Annotated in this window: 22 protein-coding genes; 14 read left to right on the top strand and 8 right to left on the bottom strand. The window is 47.6% G+C overall.

Annotated elements, in window-relative coordinates:
• Positions 1-44 precede the first annotated feature (44 nt).
• The 5 genes from J2I47_RS07880 to J2I47_RS07860 all read left to right on the top strand — a co-directional run bounded on the left by J2I47_RS07880 (position 45) and on the right by J2I47_RS07860 (position 3,178).
• Positions 45-683 (top strand): response regulator transcription factor, encoded by a 639-nt coding sequence (locus J2I47_RS07880; RefSeq protein ID WP_207364025.1) that lies wholly within the window; start codon positions 45-47, stop codon positions 681-683.
• Between the two features lie 150 nt (positions 684-833).
• The gene (locus tag J2I47_RS07875; protein ID WP_207364024.1) at positions 834-1,721 is read left to right on the top strand and encodes a DUF4190 domain-containing protein; all 888 of its coding nucleotides are present in this window, start codon (positions 834-836) and stop codon (positions 1,719-1,721) included.
• 96 nt (positions 1,722-1,817) lie between these two features.
• Positions 1,818-2,210, top strand: a complete 393-nt coding sequence (locus J2I47_RS07870; RefSeq protein ID WP_207364023.1) for a hypothetical protein — start codon at positions 1,818-1,820, stop codon at positions 2,208-2,210.
• Positions 2,211-2,653: 443 nt separating this feature from the next.
• Complete coding sequence (locus tag J2I47_RS26975; protein WP_207364022.1) at positions 2,654-2,806, top strand: T9SS type A sorting domain-containing protein; 153 nt, start codon at positions 2,654-2,656, stop codon at positions 2,804-2,806.
• Between the two features lie 9 nt (positions 2,807-2,815).
• Positions 2,816-3,178: a hypothetical protein gene (locus tag J2I47_RS07860; RefSeq protein WP_207364021.1), complete on the top strand. Its 363-nt coding sequence runs from the start codon at positions 2,816-2,818 to the stop codon at positions 3,176-3,178.
• Positions 3,179-3,217: 39 nt separating this feature from the next.
• Here J2I47_RS07860 and J2I47_RS07855 read toward each other — a convergent pair whose 3' ends face one another.
• On the bottom strand, positions 3,218-3,658 hold the full coding sequence (locus J2I47_RS07855) for a recombinase family protein (RefSeq protein WP_229374394.1): 441 nt from the start codon (positions 3,656-3,658) through the stop codon (positions 3,218-3,220).
• Positions 3,659-3,663: 5 nt separating this feature from the next.
• Here J2I47_RS07855 and J2I47_RS07850 point away from each other — a divergent pair, with 5 nt between their 5' ends.
• The 3 genes from J2I47_RS07850 to J2I47_RS07840 all read left to right on the top strand — a co-directional run bounded on the left by J2I47_RS07850 (position 3,664) and on the right by J2I47_RS07840 (position 6,592).
• Entirely contained in the window at positions 3,664-4,176 is a 513-nt protein-coding gene (locus tag J2I47_RS07850) for an AAA family ATPase (RefSeq protein WP_310587642.1), read from the top strand.
• 109 nt (positions 4,177-4,285) lie between these two features.
• Positions 4,286-5,305 (top strand): tyrosine-type recombinase/integrase, encoded by a 1,020-nt coding sequence (locus J2I47_RS07845; RefSeq protein WP_207364020.1) that lies wholly within the window; start codon positions 4,286-4,288, stop codon positions 5,303-5,305.
• 375 nt (positions 5,306-5,680) lie between these two features.
• Positions 5,681-6,592 carry a DUF1016 N-terminal domain-containing protein gene (locus tag J2I47_RS07840; protein ID WP_207364019.1) on the top strand — a complete coding sequence of 304 codons (912 nt, stop codon included), beginning with the start codon at positions 5,681-5,683 and terminating at the stop codon, positions 6,590-6,592.
• Between the two features lies 1 nt (position 6,593).
• Here the strand turns inward: J2I47_RS07840 and J2I47_RS07835 are convergent, their stop codons facing one another.
• From J2I47_RS07835 to J2I47_RS07825, 3 genes are all read right to left on the bottom strand, one after another.
• Entirely contained in the window at positions 6,594-7,481 is an 888-nt protein-coding gene (locus J2I47_RS07835; RefSeq protein ID WP_207364018.1) for a replication initiation protein, read from the bottom strand.
• A 497-nt stretch (positions 7,482-7,978) separates the two neighbouring features.
• Positions 7,979-9,259 carry a Y-family DNA polymerase gene (locus J2I47_RS07830; RefSeq protein ID WP_207364017.1) on the bottom strand — a complete coding sequence of 427 codons (1,281 nt, stop codon included), beginning with the start codon at positions 9,257-9,259 and terminating at the stop codon, positions 7,979-7,981.
• 5 nt (positions 9,260-9,264) lie between these two features.
• Positions 9,265-9,711 carry a LexA family protein gene (locus tag J2I47_RS07825; RefSeq protein WP_207364016.1) on the bottom strand — a complete coding sequence of 149 codons (447 nt, stop codon included), beginning with the start codon at positions 9,709-9,711 and terminating at the stop codon, positions 9,265-9,267.
• A gap of 128 nt (positions 9,712-9,839) precedes the next feature.
• On the opposite strand from J2I47_RS07825, the gene J2I47_RS07820 reads away from it, so the two are divergent.
• Positions 9,840-10,736, top strand: coding sequence for a DNA/RNA non-specific endonuclease (locus tag J2I47_RS07820; RefSeq protein WP_207364015.1), 897 nt, complete (start codon positions 9,840-9,842; stop codon positions 10,734-10,736).
• Between the two features lie 57 nt (positions 10,737-10,793).
• Here the strand turns inward: J2I47_RS07820 and J2I47_RS07815 are convergent, their stop codons facing one another.
• Complete coding sequence (locus J2I47_RS07815; RefSeq protein WP_229374392.1) at positions 10,794-11,078, bottom strand: hypothetical protein; 285 nt, start codon at positions 11,076-11,078, stop codon at positions 10,794-10,796.
• A 39-nt stretch (positions 11,079-11,117) separates the two neighbouring features.
• Positions 11,118-11,369 carry a hypothetical protein gene (locus J2I47_RS07810; protein ID WP_207364013.1) on the bottom strand — a complete coding sequence of 84 codons (252 nt, stop codon included), beginning with the start codon at positions 11,367-11,369 and terminating at the stop codon, positions 11,118-11,120.
• Positions 11,370-11,671: 302 nt separating this feature from the next.
• On the opposite strand from J2I47_RS07810, the gene J2I47_RS07805 reads away from it, so the two are divergent.
• The 5 genes from J2I47_RS07805 to J2I47_RS07785 all read left to right on the top strand — a co-directional run bounded on the left by J2I47_RS07805 (position 11,672) and on the right by J2I47_RS07785 (position 14,229).
• Complete coding sequence (locus J2I47_RS07805; RefSeq protein ID WP_207364012.1) at positions 11,672-11,854, top strand: hypothetical protein; 183 nt, start codon at positions 11,672-11,674, stop codon at positions 11,852-11,854.
• Between the two features lie 10 nt (positions 11,855-11,864).
• On the top strand, positions 11,865-12,092 hold the full coding sequence (locus tag J2I47_RS07800; protein WP_207364011.1) for a hypothetical protein: 228 nt from the start codon (positions 11,865-11,867) through the stop codon (positions 12,090-12,092).
• A gap of 167 nt (positions 12,093-12,259) precedes the next feature.
• Entirely contained in the window at positions 12,260-12,883 is a 624-nt protein-coding gene (locus J2I47_RS07795) for a hypothetical protein (RefSeq protein ID WP_207364292.1), read from the top strand.
• A gap of 242 nt (positions 12,884-13,125) precedes the next feature.
• A complete protein-coding gene (locus tag J2I47_RS07790) occupies positions 13,126-13,518 on the top strand; it encodes a DUF3846 domain-containing protein (RefSeq protein ID WP_229374390.1) in 393 nt (130 codons plus the stop codon).
• A gap of 93 nt (positions 13,519-13,611) precedes the next feature.
• Complete coding sequence (locus J2I47_RS07785; RefSeq protein WP_207364010.1) at positions 13,612-14,229, top strand: PD-(D/E)XK nuclease-like domain-containing protein; 618 nt, start codon at positions 13,612-13,614, stop codon at positions 14,227-14,229.
• Positions 14,230-14,383: 154 nt separating this feature from the next.
• Here the strand turns inward: J2I47_RS07785 and J2I47_RS07780 are convergent, their stop codons facing one another.
• Both J2I47_RS07780 and traN read right to left on the bottom strand, forming a co-directional pair.
• Positions 14,384-15,631, bottom strand: coding sequence for an HNH endonuclease (locus J2I47_RS07780; RefSeq protein ID WP_207364009.1), 1,248 nt, complete (start codon positions 15,629-15,631; stop codon positions 14,384-14,386).
• Between the two features lie 104 nt (positions 15,632-15,735).
• Positions 15,736-16,764 (bottom strand): conjugative transposon protein TraN, encoded by a 1,029-nt coding sequence (gene traN, locus J2I47_RS07775; RefSeq protein ID WP_207364008.1) that lies wholly within the window; start codon positions 16,762-16,764, stop codon positions 15,736-15,738.
• Positions 16,765-16,794 lie beyond the last annotated feature (30 nt).

The following is a 16,794-nucleotide window of genomic DNA, read 5'->3' as shown; positions in this document are numbered from 1 at the left end:
AATGCAGTATCGCTTGGGAGGGCGAAAACGCCCACTATTGCCCCATGAAAACCGACATCACCGTCGCCATCGTTGAAGACAAAGAACTCATCCGCGAGTCGCTGGCCATTTTGGTGGATGGGGCCGAGGGCTTTTGTTGTCAGGCGACCTTTGAACACGCCGAAGCCGCCCTGGCCTACCTGCCCTATCACGGCGTGGACGTGGTGTTGATGGACATCGACTTGCCGGGCATCAGTGGGATTGAGTGTGTCCGGCAGCTGAAAGCCCGCTGCCCCCAAACGCAGTTCATGATGTGCACCATCTACGACGAGGCCGAACCCGTCTTTGAGGCGCTTACAGCAGGGGCGAATGCCTATATTCTCAAACGAAGCCCGCCGCACAAGCTGCTGGAAGCTATCACTGAACTTCACGAAGGGGGGGCACCGATGAGTAGTACGATAGCCCGTAAAATTGCCGATTCGTTTTACAGCGGCCCCCCGGCAGTGGCCACGGAGTTAACCTTGCTAACTCTACGCGAAGGTGACATTCTGGACCGGTTGGCGAAAGGATACAGTCATAAAGAGGTCGCTAGTGAGCTGTTCATCAGTCCCACAACGGTGCGTAAACACATCTTTAACATTTACGAGAAACTGCAGGTCCACTCCAAAGTAGCGGCGGTCAATAAATACCTAGGGCGGTGCTAAAGCGTTCCCTGGCGGAGGGGTCAGTAGGTCTGTTGGCCACTAGTGCGTACGTCCAAAATCATACAAATGCAGTATTGCCGCCCCGCCCGCCTGCCGGTAGTTTTGCCCCAGTGACTGCTAGTAGTCACCAAGCTAAATCAACTGCTGAGTATGAAGCTACCCTTTCCCTACCAACGACAACCAAGGCTCGTTGCCCCCTTTACAGCCACTACCTTTAGTTACCTGGCTATCCGGCTGATGGTTTTCATCGCGGTACTGCACCTGGCCGCTTGTCAGCGGCGGACGCAGGGCTATTTCGTGCCCATGCCCCGACCTGCCATCGAGCGGGTCGTCACTGCCTCGAATGCGACAAGCCTGATCCCGATGGGTGCCGACCTACCGCTGACGGCTTCCACGGCGGATGGTGTGCCCGCCTTGTTCTCATCCGTAAGTTCTCAAACGCCCGCTACCAGTGAGCAGGCATCAGCCTTGGGCCAGCTTACCCCCCGGCTGGGAAGAGCTCGGCGTCAACCTCAGCATGAGCGGGCATCCCAGCGGGTTACCGTTCCTTGCGACCAGATTGTCTTGCGCAGCGGTGACGTGATCGAGGCCAAAGTGAAAGAGGTCGGCGTCTCCGAGATTAAATACAAAAAATGTGACCGGCAAGATGGCCCGGATTACACCATTTCAAAGCGCGACGTACTGAGCATCAAGTACAGCAACGGCGAGGTGGAGCGATTCAGTACGGCGGCTACCCCCTCGGCGGGCAGCACCACGTCGGGTGGTTATCGCCCCGCCTATGACAGTCCCACCAACGGGGCCAACGATGGCCCCCGCACCGACCCCTTCGCCATCGTGGCCGTCGCGGCGGGTGGCCTGGCTATCCTGACAGGGTATGGCGCGTTTCTGCTGGGCGGGGCGGCCATTGTCTTTGGGGCCTTAAGCCTAAGCCGCATTCGCCGGGAGCCCAACCGCTTTAAGGGGAAGGGGCTGGCCATCGGGGGTATGGTCGCCGGCTTGCTGTCGGCGGCAGCCATCCTGCTCTACATTCTACTCTAGCGCCCGTTATCGAACAGGTCTGCGCCGATAGACGGTCGTTGGCCTACTTCTTATTGATTCGCTCATCCTCCTCTGTTTCCCTAACGTCGCCACGTGATGAAAACCAGACTAATTATTCTTTTATACCTGAGTGTGAGTGCCTGTTTGCCCAAGAAAAAGGCGGGCAATGATCCTGAACCCCAACTGGCCGGCACCTACCAGATTAGTCGGTTCGTCAGTGACGGGGTTACCCTGATTCCCCGATCGGGCGTTAGTGGCCAAGTGCTGGTGGTCAAAGACAGCGATACGAAGTTGTCGATTTCGTTCACCGTCACCAACAATGGCAAAACCACCTCGACGGCTGCCCAGGCCGTCACCATCAGCAAGGCGAACGGAACCAGTTATACGCTGGTGGATAACGGAGCGTCAATCGGTTCAATTGACGGCATGCGGTTATCGCTGGATTACAGCGATAACACGAGCAGCCTTTCGCTGTCGGCGGCCAAATAGCCGTCGGTGCGGTAGAGGTACGTTATGGCGGTCCGTTCAAAAAATGACATGGAGTGTTTTCGCGCCGGATCAGGCCTGCCACTTTTTCCGGTTCGTTGGTTTGGTCAGTTGTTCACCTATTTTTCAAGCGTTGATTGAGCAGGCGTAACTAACCAGATAACGACTTTCAATACATGAATAAAGTCTAAACAATAACAACCGAACGTTGACCCTAATAAATAATTTTAATAGCTCCGGTTCACAGGGAAGTTTTTCAGTATCGGTTAATGCTACCATTAATGGCCTTACGCGGACGAGTGGGATAACCTCAGTATGGAATACGTGTGGAGCAAGAATGGCGGCTCATGAAGAGCCAAACTTACGGCTAGATGTTTATCCCAACCCAGCGACAAATCTTATAAATGTGAACTTGTCGAATTCTGTAAGTATACCATATACTCGAAGTGACAAGGTTAGGTGGCAATTTGCTTTTAAGAAAGGGGGTAGGCCAGCAACAAATTGTTGTCGATTTAGGAAATATTCCTACAGGTATGTACATTTTAACGGTGAAAGGCGAAGCATGGGTGGAGCGTCGTAAAATTTTGGTTAATAAATAATGAAGGGTTATGAAAGAGGTAGTTATTCTCTCATGGGTACTGCTGTGTTCTTATGGCTGTCAGAATAAGAATGCGATGGTTGGTTGTTCTGGACCTGATCGAATTGTTTTTACAGATGCTAAAGGTGCTTTTTTAGAAAGTGGATTTGTCTTTCTTGACATGACGCAAGACACAAGTTATGCCAAGAGACCTTACGTGAACTGTCAGCCTTGCAGCCAAGTTAATACGGCCCGTCTTCATGTGCAGAGTGACAGAACAGCAATTAAGCTGGATTATCTCATCACCTGTGGCATAAAATACGACGACCCAAGTAGAACTTCTTATTTACCTGTTGCACCTCGAGTTGTTATTTATTCTATAAAGCCCCTCTAAACCAAGTTTTTAGAACAAGCGAATTTATATAGCGAGTGTCTACGGAGTTCGTGTGCCTGCTGTTTTTCGCTTGTGTACGTAGTTGTACACCTTGTCGTAAGCTACCCCAATTCGCTTGCTAACTTGATTCATTGACTTCCCTTTCTCGAACAGGGCATGAATGGCCTCTTGCTTCAACTCGGCTAACGGCGGACGGGTAATGTGCTTGCCCTGCGCCTTAGCGCGAGCCATCCCAGCCTGTACGCGCTGACTGATTAGTGAACTCTCAAATTGGGCTAGCGAGGCCATGACGTGGAAAACCAGATCTCCGGTTGGGCTAGTGGTATCAATGTTTTCTTGGAAAGAGATGAAGTCGACACCCAGGCTATGGAATTCTTTTGAGGCATTGACCAACGCCTGAGTAGACCGGGCAAAGCGATCGTACCGCCACACTAGTACCACGTCGATTTTTCGTTTTCGGGCTGTATCGAATATAAGCATAAACTGTGCTGACGCCGACGGATCGGGAACCTCTGGTCAAAGCCATTTACTACACCGCCCCGGTCACCGACACGCCCCGCCGGTTACAGGTCGATCTCTCACTCGATTTTAACATGTATCGACAGGTGGGCTGTCTGTCGGAGGAGCCAAGCAGTACCCCACTATCCAAGGTGCCCTCTATTCTGCTGGTTGATGAAGCGGATCGGCTCAACGTGAATTCTCTGGAGTTCTCACGCGATCTTTACGATCACCACGGCTTTGGGCTGGTCTTGATTGGTATACATGGTCTAGGGAAGCGGCTCAAACGCTACCCACAGTTGTTTTCCCGAGTGGGTTTTGCCCACCAGTTTCGGGAGTTGGTCACCCAAGATCTAACCACGCTGCTTACCGGGCGGGAACAGGCCAATCGACCGTTGCTGGCTCACCCACCTTTCGCCGATGAACTGGCCCTCTCCATTGTGGAGAATATAGAAGCCGCTCTCAGCAGTTTGCGAACTGTAGCCGGACAATTGCAGTAACTTTGGTTATTATCCCATATGTATGCAGCCAATTATCAGTCGTGGTGTCGTGTAAGTTGAACCTACGCCTCATCATTATAGTGTCAGAATCGTTGTCAGTCCAGATCAGATGAACTTAACACTTGTTACGCCCTCTAGTGCCACGCCCGTTCAGGTTGATGCGTCAATCGAGGCTTTGATCGACCGATTTGCACGGGATCAGGATGTAGTCGAGTCATCGCGGGAACTGTATATGCGGACGTTGCGGCTGTTCATGAACTGGCTTCAAAATAAAAGATACGTACTTAGCCAGGTTGACAGGTCGATCATCATTCAATACAAGGAAGAGGGACTGGCGAAGGGACTAAGTGGCCTTACAGTCGGTTCGTACCTGACCACTGTGCGTAAATTTTACGAATGGGCTGAAGCGAACAAACTGTACCCGAACGTGGCACGGGGCGTAAAGTCACCCAAACGTAAACGACATTTTCGCCGTCAGCCGCTTACAGCGCAACAAGGGAAGGACTTGTTGACCAGTACGTCGCCACTATCTGAAAACGCGGAGCAGGTCGTCGTAACTGGTCAAGAGTTGCTAATGATCTTACGCGATCACGCTATTGCTAATCTGCTGCTGCGTACAGGTTTGCGTACCATCGAATTGATTCGGGCCAATGTCGGCGACATCACGATGAAGGCCGGTAAACGAGTACTGAAGATTCAAGGTAAGGGTCGGGATGAAAAAGACGATTTTGTCATTCTGACCGATAAGGCTTACAAACCTATCGCAACGTACCTCAAACAGCGAATCTCCATGACCACGCACAAGGCTCGGCAACGCCTAGATTTGCTCGCACCGTTGTTTGTCTCTCACTCGAACAACAACCGAGACGGGCGGCTGACTACGCGGACGATTCGTCAGATGGCCAAAGAACAGCTGCGAGGAATTGGAATTGACAGTCCAGAATACACGGCACACTCATTTCGTCACAGCACAGCCGTCAATATCTTGCTCAACGGCGGCACAATCGAGGAAGCACAAGGGGTCTTGCGTCATGCCTCCCCAGCCACTACGCAGATCTACACCTACACAGTGCAGGAGCAGATGCGCCTTACGCGAGCTACGGAAGAGCGTTTGGATGACGTATTTTGATAAACTACATTCGACTTCCGTAATGTATAATTTATGGAAGTCGAGAAATTTAAAAGAGGAGGGATGTACAATCTCACAACTAACAGAATCAATGGAGCCAATTAAGCCAGTGTTCTTTATTGAAGGCCATGCACACCCCGACGATCACTTACAGCAAACCGTCCGGCTTAAAATTAATGCAGACGCATAGATCAGTATTACGTTGGAGCAACATCCAATTGATGGGGTTGAAGTAAATGTGAAGTCGGCCAACCTGAGTGCTGAGCAAATCAATCAAATTTTACGATATGCAGTTGATACCACCAGTGGACCGCCTTCGTCCCGCAACTAACGATAAGATAATACAAACTGCTTTCTGATCTTTATTTTGATACAATGGCAACTATGCAACTTTTCCCAAACGCTGACTCACTCATTGAACTGCACCAATTTCTTCGGCAGCTCGTGTCACTTGATGACGTGGCTGTTCGGGGGGAACCGGATTTTGCACGAGTTGAAGCGTATTGGCATATCGGCAGGATCGTTGTCGAGACAGAGCAGCAAGGACAAGATCGGGCGGATTATGGTGTCCATCTTGTTGAAACTCTATCCCAGGAGCTAACACAACACTACGGTAAGGGGTACAAAACGTCCAATATATGGTGGTTCAAGCAGTTCTATTTAGCATTTCCAATTCTCCACGCACTGCGTGGAGAATTCATTGAGATACGAAAGCATCTGCGCACTGAACTGACGTGGACCCATTACCGCTTATTGTTAGCCATTGACAATCAGCAGGAACGGCACTTTTACTTACACAATGCGGCAGATGAGGCCTGGTCATACCGTACGCTTAACCGCCTGATCAAATCGCGCTACTACTATCAGGTTGCGCTAAACGAAGATCAGTTGCTGGCCATGCCTGCTACACGAAAAAAAGTGGGCGACAAAGAGAAACAACGGAGCCGAGTAGCCCAGGCTCGACAAAGTTTGCTAAGTCGACTAGGTTGGGCTTTAGTAGAACGAGTAGCATCGGGCTTGCCAATGACGGCATCAAAACCAGACGTATTGTTCTTTCACTACAAGTTGCAACGCTTTATAGGTGTTTGGGCAAACGACCCCAACACCGTTCTAATAGAACAAATACGGAAGCAACTTGATGAATGGGCACAGCAACAGCCAATAGAGATTACTGGTTACCCAGTTGCCCTACTCTTGAATGCAAAAAACGAGTTGCAGTTCATCACGACGGCCAATACCCCTACCCTATCAGATCATGAAAAGGAACAAATTCCCAAGTCTTTGTGAATTATACACCAAAGGTCTTGGCTGTATAACCGCCGATATTCTGAATCTTATTATCAGAACGAAGTAGCTGAATATCATATAATCGCTTAGCGATGTCAGCTGCGCTGAACCGATCAATAACAGCCTGGGCTTGCTCTTTTCGCAGTCTAAAATCATTAACTAATCGACTAAACAAAGCTGTGTTTTCGTCCTTGTAGTCGATAACCATCTGTTGCGCTCCTGCCTTGATGGTGAAATGCAGGGATGCTACCCGCCTTCCTGCTTTGTTGGGCGTATAGGTTACCCGTAGGTCAGTTTTGTCGTTGATCTCCTTTTGCGCAACCGTCAATATGCGTCGCTCAAAATCAGCCCAGTTCTTATACTGTTCGGTTCCCGTTTTATCATCATACAAATAGAGCCGCCGCTTCAACTCAATGACATCAATAGTCAATTCACCCAGATTCCGATATTGAGCGAGCATTTCATAGACCCGCTTGGCATACTTGCTGTCCAGGCTAAGTGCCATATGCAGTTGAAAGGCGGTAAAGTTCTGCTTTAGATCGAAGAAGAACGGACGAATCTTAGGATCAAGGCCAATCTCAACTATGCCCTGGCCAACGATGTATTCAGCCGACGAGATCATGGCCACTTGCAGTAAATTTCCGTTTGGCCGATGTATCTGGAGAACCCTGCCTACTAGTTGTTCAGTTGCACGCTTGAAGTCGTCATAAGAGTTCCTAGTGCCCGTTTTATCCATCAGTTCACGAACCGATATATAGTAGATCGTGTCAGCGCTATCATCCTTGCGCAACTGAGCCATCATCATATAAATGATGTTCTTTTCAAGCGCATTCATCTCATAACGTGCGCTGGTAATGGCATTATCCTGAACTATAAGCTTGTGATCCATCTACCTAAAGCTATATATATAATTGCAAGTTATACACAATTACGACATGTAAAAGCGACAGTCGTAATTGCTTGTCGTAGTTCACGAGGAATCTGTCGTAGTCTCACGAGGAATCCGTCGCATAAAACGAGGAATCTGTCGCATTCATACTAGGATTTTGTCGTATAAAACGAGGATTTTGTCGTAGTAGATGCTCCTAAATAACTGTAAATGAATTAGTTACGTAGTCTCATAAATAGTAAATAAACCAAAAAATTTCCAAATTTTGTGAGGTCGGCTTATAAGGGTAAAAAAAGTGTGGATAACTATATGCATAATCGTAGCACTTCAGTTAAAGCAAAAAAAAGCAAAAAACAAAAAAAGAAAATTTACAAAATAATAAGTGCTGGCCCCCTGTCACGAGGATTTTGTCGTAGCTCACGAGGATTTTGTCGTAGATGATCGAAGACCATACATATTTACGTATACAGACACTAATTCAAATCCCTACAGATCATTCACTTTACAGCCAGTATATCCTTCCACTGGGTTGTGTAGTGAGGCGACACCCACTGCTGTTTAATTTTCCAAGTGGGGTCATACCCCTGAGCGGCAAACCGCACTTTGTCACGCCCATAACGATGGTTGAGCCGATCCGTTACCTGATGCAATTTGACAAGCCGCTCATCAAGACTGTCAGAAAAAAGAGCCAATTGTCGATGGTTGTCAGGTACTAAGTTAGATAATATGATACCCACCTTCTGATAAGCGTAGCCAAATCGATAAACAGACTTCAACGCTGCTGAAGCATAAGCAACCAGTTCAGCATTACTCGACGTTGGGTGTGGTAAATCGACGGTACGACTATTATAATATTGCTTGGCCAACTCTCCGTTCGGGGAACGTTGAAACCGATTCGTATGCAAAAAAACAGTTAGCGTGCCGGCAGCAGAATTTTGCTTACGAAGCTTGTAGGCAGCACGTGCTATGTACGTGGCTAACCCTTGAGCAATCGTATTATAGTCAGGAATCAATCGACCAAAACTAGGCGCAAAACAAATCGCCTTCTTAGGCAGCACCTCAACTTCCAAAAGTTTGCAGGGTATACTTCTTAACTCATAAGCCAAGCGAAGGCCGTTTACGGTTAGATGCTGACTGATCCAGTCATCAGGAGCGTTGCGAAACTGGGCAGCTGTACGGATACCGTTACGACGAAGCAGGCTCGCATATCGGGAACCAATGCCCCATAGATCAGCCACCTCAAACTCGTGCAGTACGTCGTCAATTTTATCAGGTCTGTCAAGTAGTAATACACCCTCGTGCTCGACCATCCGTTTGGCAAAATAGTTGGCAACCTTACACAACGTTTTCGTCGGAGCTAACCCGATAGAAACAGGAATGCGGTGCCACTGTGCAACAGTTTGTCGCAGTTCTCGTCCAAACTGATTTAAATCCGGGTAAACTGACTCGTAGCTAGCTAAATTCATAAACGCTTCGTCAATGGAGTAAATCTCTACCTGTTCGACAAAACGACCAATAGTAGCCATAATCCGGGCCGACATGTCGCCATACAACGTATAATTAGATGAAAAGACCCGAATGTCATGTTGCTGACGCAACTTATCCAATTGAAAAAACGGCGTACCCATCTTAATACCCAACTCCTTAGCCTCGTTACTACGGGCAATCACACAGCCGTCATTATTTGATAGAACAACAACTGCTTGGTTATCAAGAGAGCAATCAAAACTGCGTTCACAAGAAACATACATGTTGTTGACATCAAGCAATCCAATCATATGAATCAATGCGTTTTTTGAATAACAAACGTAACGGTCCCAAAAACACGAAAATCGTCATCAGGATGCACGTAGATAGGCTCATACTTATGATTAGAAGGCATAAGAACGACAAGTGGCGGAGCGTAATACAATCGTTTAACAGTATACTCCCCATTGTACCAAACCACTGCAATTTTCCCATCAACTGCCTCTCGCGAGCAATCAACAATCAATACATCACCAGGTTCAATACGGTCCCCTGTCATACTATCGCCAGTCACCCGGACAAAATAAGTTGCCTCCTGATTTGTAACGCATAAATCGTTGAGATCACAGACTCGCTCAACGTAATTCTCTGCGGGTGAAGGAAATCCGGCTCGTATTAAAGATGCATAAAAGGGGATAGTGAGCCGGGATAACACACCCGCTTTGACCATGTGCTCACCATCAAGGGTTAGAGTTTCGCGCATTTTAACAAAAGAAAAACATAAAACAGGTTGCTATAATATAAGTTTTATATATTCTTGCAAAACAAGTGATGACGATTGCCCATATATATTGAATTACTGCTCTATTCAATAAGTCAAAACACCGCATAATGCACCTTAACTCATTAGCTCGATTAGTATCATTGAAGGCTTTTACTATCGCTTTATCAGTTGGTTGCACACCACATCATATTTCACCTGATCGGGCCGATAATGCGTCATCGCCTACTCGAGATGCTAATCTGACGATGGGCAACCCATCCGAAGCAGCGAACACTGATTTTACTAATTATCTAATCGACCAAGGAACGTATGTGGTTGGATATAATGCCGGTAAAGGGATACCTAACTGGGTCAGCTGGCACCTTTCCAACGCTTGGAAGGGTACAGCCAGTCGCTATTCCGGTCGATTCATAACGAACACAACGTTACCAACCGGGATGAGTCGCATTACCCATGACGACTACTCAACTGACTTTGACCGGGGACACCTATGTCCTTCTGATGATCGAGACAGCACGGCTGTGGAAAATCGCAGTACATTCTTATTGACAAACGTAGCTCCACAAGCTCCCAGAGCCAATCGGCAGACGTGGTACAGACTGGAAGACTATACTCGAAAGCTGATCGATCAGAGAAATAAATGTTATATCATCGCCGGCACCTACGGACAAGGTGGTATGGGCGACAAGGGTTTAGTGCAAAAATTATCCGATGGCAAGTTGACCATACCAGCGGCATTCTGGAAGGTCATCGTCGTGTTACCAGTCGGTGACAACGACATCCAGCGAATTAACGATCAGACTCGTGTAATCGCCGTTTGGATGCCCAACGATAAGGTGATCAGCAGCCAGAAGTGGGCTGAATTCCGAGTAAGCGTGGATTATATCGAGCAACGTACTGGCTATAACCTATTGTCGTCCGTGGCGGAGGAGGTACAACGCATAATTGAGTCCCGTCAAGACAAGACAGTGATCAATTCATGGCTGGAGTCATATAGCTTGTGATGGCTCAAGTCGTTGCCCCACGGGTAGGGTTAACTGTATCAATGTTGACTGATAGGATCACTCCTCAATTAAATGCAACAACCGATTCATAGCACTCTCTTTGTCGGTCTCGCCAAGTCCATAGAAGTACACCGTTCGCCCAACCAGCCGAACACCGTCCCATCGACTCATACTATCTCTGTAAATAACCGAGTAGCCAGCTAAATCGCCAATCTTCAACCGGATATCGTCGAGAACGTTTTCAATGTCGTTCGTCACGCTGCGGTTGCCAAGGTCGAGATCCACGATAACAATGATAGTACCCTCGATGGTGTACGTATAATCGGCACGAAAACGCCCCATTGTCATAGACGCGAATCGAATTGAGGTTAGTATAATCAGCTAGTCTTCCTCCAGCTTTTTGATCTTATCCAGCGTTCTGACAACCTCTTCATTACTGTAGAAGACCTGCTCCAAGAACTCTCGCATATTCTTGCCCAGTAGTGCCGACACCTTCTTTAAATCGCGGTGCATATAAGGCTCCAGCAGCATCGTCTTGTACTCGTTTGGGTTGGCCTTTTCCTCCCGCCTAAGTTTTGACTTAGGGCGCCCTGGGCCACTGCTCTCTTCGGGAGTCGTCTGTTCGTTGCTCATAATTTTAGTGCATTTATAAATAGTATGCACTAAAGGCAAAGGTACTGATTTGTCGAAATGCTGCAACAAAGTCCAGTGAATTGCGCTAAGCCACTATTCACTTCCTGCGGTCGCTCGGACCTGTTACGCATGCTGAATTTGAGCGTTTCGTCATCAAACAGCCTACACATAAAATAGCAAAAGGGCTTAAGGGAAATAAAGATCAGACTATGTAAAAAACAGTACATAAATAATTATAGTGCATTGTATTTATTAGTGCTCTGTATTATCTTTACAGAGTAATCAATGATACAGAAAAGCACATGACAACGATCAGCCAACCACAAACCGAGCAGCAAGCGACAGACACCAATCAAGAGACAATCAGCTTATTGAACAGCCGCCTTAACTACCACAACTACGAAGAACGGGGTACGCTCAACAGCATGATACAAGCCCTGTACATGCCATCTGTCGAGGAATTTTTTACTGACTTCAGTTTCTAATCTCCCGACTATGACAACGACGATAACGCTTGAAATCGAACTGGAAATTGAATTCGAGCACACCCCCGGAACACGCGCCGATTATTGGCATCCCGGCGACCCCGCCGAAGTGGATATAAAGGCGGTCAAGTTGGGTAGCCACGTGATACCAGTAAATGCTCTAAGTGCCGACGATCAGAAGGCCATTGAGGAAGCCGCATTTGAAGAAGCGGGCGAGTACGAACCTGACTACGATTAATCCTGAGATGGCCCGGCTGGGCAACCACCGGGCCATTCTTCTAAACTAAAACTTCATCAGTGCATATGAAAGCGACCAGCAAAGGCACCCCTACAGTGGCAGTAAACAACACCAATTCAATTAATCAAACCTCAACTATGGAAGCCATCGACAGCATTCCCGAAGTAATGCCTATTGAAATACATGCTGCCACAGGTATAAAGGCCTGGGAGAGAGTCCACCCGCTAACGGGTGAGGTCGTCAGCAAGTACAAGTACTTGGAGGGCCACCCCCGACAATATCGGTTCGACGCGAAGGAGGGCGTTTTTAACATCAACGGCGTAACCAAGATCGGGCAGACGCTCACGTTTCAGCCGCTGGCATGGCGGATTTTCACGGATAACATCTTGAAGATGGGTACGAAAAATTGGGCCGAAATCTTCTTTATTGACGCGCAGGACTGCGTTTCGGCGGTACTCTTTCATGGGTATTCAGTGGACAATATTTTCCGCCTGATTGAGCCACTGTATTATGATGATATGACCCTCGCCGACGTGGTGATTACCGCGACTGCCGAGAAAAAGGAAAACACAAAGATTCAGCCGAAAGGTATTTATCACATTGCTCGGTTCAGCTACGAGTTCGGCAACACGGAACGTACCCAAGAATTGAAGGCATACGCCGAAACCCGTAAGTTTTTCCGGCAGGAGACCCTTACCGACGTAGCCGACGTAAGAACGGCGTTCAACTTCTTTAACCCGTTCGCCGAGGGCAACAACGGCGACAGTGAAACGGCCTTACTCACACAATAATCAGGAATAGGGCCGGATTTGTCCGCCTGACAGGTTACAGCGCAACGGCTGACCGTCCGGTCCCTCCTACCCTTTTCCATGTATGAGTTTCTAACGACGGACGGGCGAGTATTCAGCACCGCGTACAGCCCCCGCGAGATTGCAATCCAATGGTGTTTTGACGCCTATGACGAAGACGGTAACAGCCACGTCATTCTAACCGCAGAGACCAATTTTAAAACCTTTCAATTCAATCAATGATAATGAGCAAGTTTGATATAACCCAGCCATTTAAGGTAATCAGCATTGACCCCACGCGCCGAGTTGTGGAAGAGGTCGAGCTAAACGCCAACAGCTTACGCGCTATTTATGACCACATCGGGTGTCAATGCATCGACATCATTTGTCGCCAGCCGAACGGCGACGCCCTGACGGTGGACGACGAAGCCCTGTTAGTTGACCCACAGCCGCCCGCATTCCGATTCGAAGGCTTCTGCGGACGCATTCACGGCAAAGCCATCGTTACCGGCTGCAATAAGAGGGGCAACACCATTTCGCCTAAAATGACGGTCGATGAAGTACGCCGGAAGGTGCAGTTTATCGACGACGTATATACAGAACCGTTAATTATGGTCATGTCGTTTGACTGGCCGTAGCGAGCAGGGGGTACTTCCCCCTGCACCCCCGCCGTACCAGCCTCTACCCCAGCTGCCTCTGGTCTTTATTTCCCTTCAGCCCTATTCTCAAGTATGGATTACCGACAATTGCCTCGCATCGCCAACAGCGACCTAACCGAACTGAAAAATCATCTCTTTGGCCTGCCGCAACGTAAACACAGCCCTGCGCAGGTGTTTGGGACCCGCTTTCATGATTTGCTTCTAGAAGATGCTGGTGCTGTGCCGACTGGCAAGGGAGCTGCGGCTACCAAGCGAATGCTTGACGTCATGCGTGCTAATCCGTTCTTCAATCACATTATAGCAGATGCCCAAATTGAAACGGCGCAGTACTGGGACGATGAGCTGACAGGCCTACCCTGCAAAGCCCGGCTTGATATTCGCCACCCGGCACAGGGCCTGGTCGTGGACGTGAAAACGACCTCCGCCCGCAGCCAGCGAGAGTTTGAGGAAAGCTGCTATCAGTACGAGTACGACCGGCAGGCGGCCTTCTATCTCGATGGTTGTCAATTAACCGGAGCGTGCGCTAACCGCTTCATTCTACTGGGTATTCAAAAGCAGAAGCCACATAACCTGTACGTCGTTGAAGTGCTGGCCGACAGTATCTTCATAGATAATGGCCGACGCAAATACCGTCGGCTACTCCGTTCGTGGCAGGAAGTAGGCTTTAAACCCTCGTCGTGGGTGGCCTGAGAAATAAGTACCTTTGCACTCGGCTGGAATTCAGCTTACTTATCATTGATCACAAGACACCCCGTCGGCACTTGCTAACGGGGTGTTTTTATGCTTGAGTGCTTTAGGCATGTTGCATGCAATTTGTGATCATAATTCGTTTAGGTTGATATTATCATATTGGTTTAATAGGAGGCTTTTCTTCTATTACAGCAAGCACCCGGTGTAATTGTTCAGTAGGAAGTTCTTTCACAAATAATTCTTCGTCAAGCTGATATTTTAAAATAACCTTATCTAAGTCATATGAAATGTCAGGTGTTATGTTAGAACCATCTAACATCATAGATGCGCGTGGATAGGCAATTCTCCCATCAGAGTAGAAAAGCGATGTCTCCCCATTATTATCTGCTAGAGCGAATTTTGGGGTTGATTGCCGTTGGAGGAACTGCTGATGATCAGTATCCGAAATAAATTTACACTGAAACTGTAAATGCGTCGGACCTTGATTCCAGCTTTCCTTAACTATACTGTTAATATTATATATATCGAACCGATGATTTTCAATATCATTCTTACCAATAATAATTTCATTGTCATAAGAAAGAGTGCTCATCCGAACGGCTATATAAAATAGGTCAAAAATATTGACTAAGCATACTAAACCATACTCTTCAAAATTAAGTAAAATAATGTAATGATTGTTGTTTTTAAAATTCACATATCTATCTAAAAAAGAAAAAACATCTTTATCAATACCATTATTGAGAAATTCAACGTCAGTATCGACTGCATTATAATCTGCTGTCTCCAGAATTTTGGCAATTCTTTTGGCTTGTGGATCATCAAAATAGTCAGGCATTTCAGAAACGGTAAATTCATAAGCTATTTTCAAAAGCGCAATTTTGAATCCATTTGTATCAACTTTTAATTGACCATGTAACGTTGGTTTTGCTGATACGTTTTCGAACTGTATAGACTGAATTTGTTCAGTCGATGTGCCTCTCCTACTTAGAAATTTAGCTATTATGGTATCTTTATCAGCCACTTCGCTCTGGTCGATAATGAGCTTAAAAGAGCCATATCCGTCAATTTGCTTTATATTTCTCACTACCTTCGGAATTAAACGATCCATCGGGTCAAGCTCTAATCGCACACGTTGCCTATCTTGACCAGGTATCTCATAGTCGCCAATAAGCGGGTTAGGTAACCGGCCGCTATAACCTGACATCTTTAATTCGTAACGAATAAAGTTAATCAAGGAATGAGTAGTTAATTTGACATCTATTTTATTTCCAAGGTTACTATTACAACCTATACATACGGTATAGATATGATAGTAACCACCAATCGCTTGGGGAATGACGTGCTCATCATTAAATTCTGTTTCTTTTTTCTGTTTACGACAAATTATGCAGTTTCTCATCTTAATTTTTGCTAGTGTGTGATCGATTTTATATAACCCCGGTAGAGTCAACACTATGGAGCATCACTAACAGTAATAGTGGTGCTCCATAACAACAAAAATGCTTATAACGTTTTAGCATTCATAATAAGCCGATTATTTACCACAAAAGCCAGTTGCCGACCGCCGTTCTGTTCGCCGGTTTGCACCTGCAATACCTTGTCAGCGGGAATAGTAAACCGCTGAAAGGCATAGACCTTTTCGGCTTGCGAGTGGCCTTTTACAGTGCGGATTGGGTCATTGTGGATGTAGATCGGACGTACCTCGATCTCCTGGTGAGAGGCTTCTTTGGCCACGGTCTTATCGACGATGAAGAAGCGCACGTAGTCGAGGTCGTAGTTAAGGTTTGAGTTGTTGTTGAAAGTTAAACGGTAGTACAGCACGTTGTCCTTCACGTACACCCCTCTCATCTTCACGGCCATCTTACTGCCCTCTGCGCCAATTCGCCGAAATCGCCGGGCTTTGTGCAGAATCCGGTCACTGGCTACGGCCATGTCCGATTGCAAAGCCGCCGCACCGGCGAAGTGCACCGATCCGCTTTTCGCTTCATTACCCGTACCGGTTATCGGTTGGCCAGCCACTGTCAGGTTGAGTGCCAGCGCAGCCGGGCTTTCGTTATAGCTGACAATAAAACTGTAAAACTTGCCGTCAGCCGTGATAACAGAGAAATTGGTCTCGTTAAAACCAATCTGGTTCGCTTTTACCTTCAGTACGTTCTCTACGTCGGCGGCTTTGTCGGCGATGATGTCGCGGCTACCGAGGTCCACCGAGCGGACCGGGGCGGGGAAGATAATCGACACGGTTTTGTTAAACGCCAGTTCGACAGAATACGACCGGATCACCTGCGCGGTTGGGGCAGGCATTTCTGGTAGCAGCGTAGTCGGCGACGCGGGAGCACTTACGGGGGTCGGTTGGTCAATGCTCGTTGTTGGATTAAGTGCTACCGGCACTGTCGCCGGTGCCTTCGTTGAGGTCGCTACTACTGCTGTGCTTGCGGGGCGGCGTTTAATCAAAGCGTAGGTGGCCCGTTTTTGTGCGTACAGGTTGGTGAGCGACGCGCTGCCGATCAGCAACAGACAAATGATCTTCTTCATAATTACAGTAATACTAAAAAATAGTAATGT

The sequence above is a fragment of the Fibrella rubiginis genome, assembly GCF_017353185.1.
Classification (GTDB): Bacteria; Bacteroidota; Bacteroidia; order Cytophagales; family Spirosomataceae; genus Fibrella; species Fibrella rubiginis.
Note: the sequence above shows the minus strand (reverse complement) of the source record. Positions and strands in the feature narration are given on the sequence as shown.

What these genes read in the sequence shown, in the direction of transcription:
- J2I47_RS07880 (WP_207364025.1), top strand. Translation starts at nt 45, where the DNA reads ATGAAAACCGACATCACCGTCGCCATCGTTGAAGACAAAGAACTCATC.
- J2I47_RS07875 (WP_207364024.1), top strand. Translation starts at nt 834, where the DNA reads ATGAAGCTACCCTTTCCCTACCAACGACAACCAAGGCTCGTTGCCCCC.
- J2I47_RS07870 (WP_207364023.1), top strand. Translation starts at nt 1,818, where the DNA reads ATGAAAACCAGACTAATTATTCTTTTATACCTGAGTGTGAGTGCCTGT.
- J2I47_RS07860 (WP_207364021.1), top strand. Translation starts at nt 2,816, where the DNA reads ATGAAAGAGGTAGTTATTCTCTCATGGGTACTGCTGTGTTCTTATGGC.
- J2I47_RS07855 (WP_229374394.1), bottom strand. Translation starts at nt 3,658, where the DNA reads ATGCTTATATTCGATACAGCCCGAAAACGAAAAATCGACGTGGTACTA.
- J2I47_RS07845 (WP_207364020.1), top strand. Translation starts at nt 4,286, where the DNA reads ATGAACTTAACACTTGTTACGCCCTCTAGTGCCACGCCCGTTCAGGTT.
- J2I47_RS07840 (WP_207364019.1), top strand. Translation starts at nt 5,681, where the DNA reads ATGGCAACTATGCAACTTTTCCCAAACGCTGACTCACTCATTGAACTG.
- J2I47_RS07835 (WP_207364018.1), bottom strand. Translation starts at nt 7,481, where the DNA reads ATGGATCACAAGCTTATAGTTCAGGATAATGCCATTACCAGCGCACGT.
- J2I47_RS07830 (WP_207364017.1), bottom strand. Translation starts at nt 9,259, where the DNA reads ATGATTGGATTGCTTGATGTCAACAACATGTATGTTTCTTGTGAACGC.
- J2I47_RS07825 (WP_207364016.1), bottom strand. Translation starts at nt 9,711, where the DNA reads ATGCGCGAAACTCTAACCCTTGATGGTGAGCACATGGTCAAAGCGGGT.
- J2I47_RS07820 (WP_207364015.1), top strand. Translation starts at nt 9,840, where the DNA reads ATGCACCTTAACTCATTAGCTCGATTAGTATCATTGAAGGCTTTTACT.
- J2I47_RS07815 (WP_229374392.1), bottom strand. Translation starts at nt 11,078, where the DNA reads ATGGGGCGTTTTCGTGCCGATTATACGTACACCATCGAGGGTACTATC.
- J2I47_RS07810 (WP_207364013.1), bottom strand. Translation starts at nt 11,369, where the DNA reads ATGAGCAACGAACAGACGACTCCCGAAGAGAGCAGTGGCCCAGGGCGC.
- J2I47_RS07805 (WP_207364012.1), top strand. Translation starts at nt 11,672, where the DNA reads ATGACAACGATCAGCCAACCACAAACCGAGCAGCAAGCGACAGACACC.
- J2I47_RS07800 (WP_207364011.1), top strand. Translation starts at nt 11,865, where the DNA reads ATGACAACGACGATAACGCTTGAAATCGAACTGGAAATTGAATTCGAG.
- J2I47_RS07795 (WP_207364292.1), top strand. Translation starts at nt 12,260, where the DNA reads ATGCCTATTGAAATACATGCTGCCACAGGTATAAAGGCCTGGGAGAGA.
- J2I47_RS07790 (WP_229374390.1), top strand. Translation starts at nt 13,126, where the DNA reads ATGAGCAAGTTTGATATAACCCAGCCATTTAAGGTAATCAGCATTGAC.
- J2I47_RS07785 (WP_207364010.1), top strand. Translation starts at nt 13,612, where the DNA reads ATGGATTACCGACAATTGCCTCGCATCGCCAACAGCGACCTAACCGAA.
- J2I47_RS07780 (WP_207364009.1), bottom strand. Translation starts at nt 15,631, where the DNA reads ATGAGAAACTGCATAATTTGTCGTAAACAGAAAAAAGAAACAGAATTT.
- traN (WP_207364008.1), bottom strand. Translation starts at nt 16,764, where the DNA reads ATGAAGAAGATCATTTGTCTGTTGCTGATCGGCAGCGCGTCGCTCACC.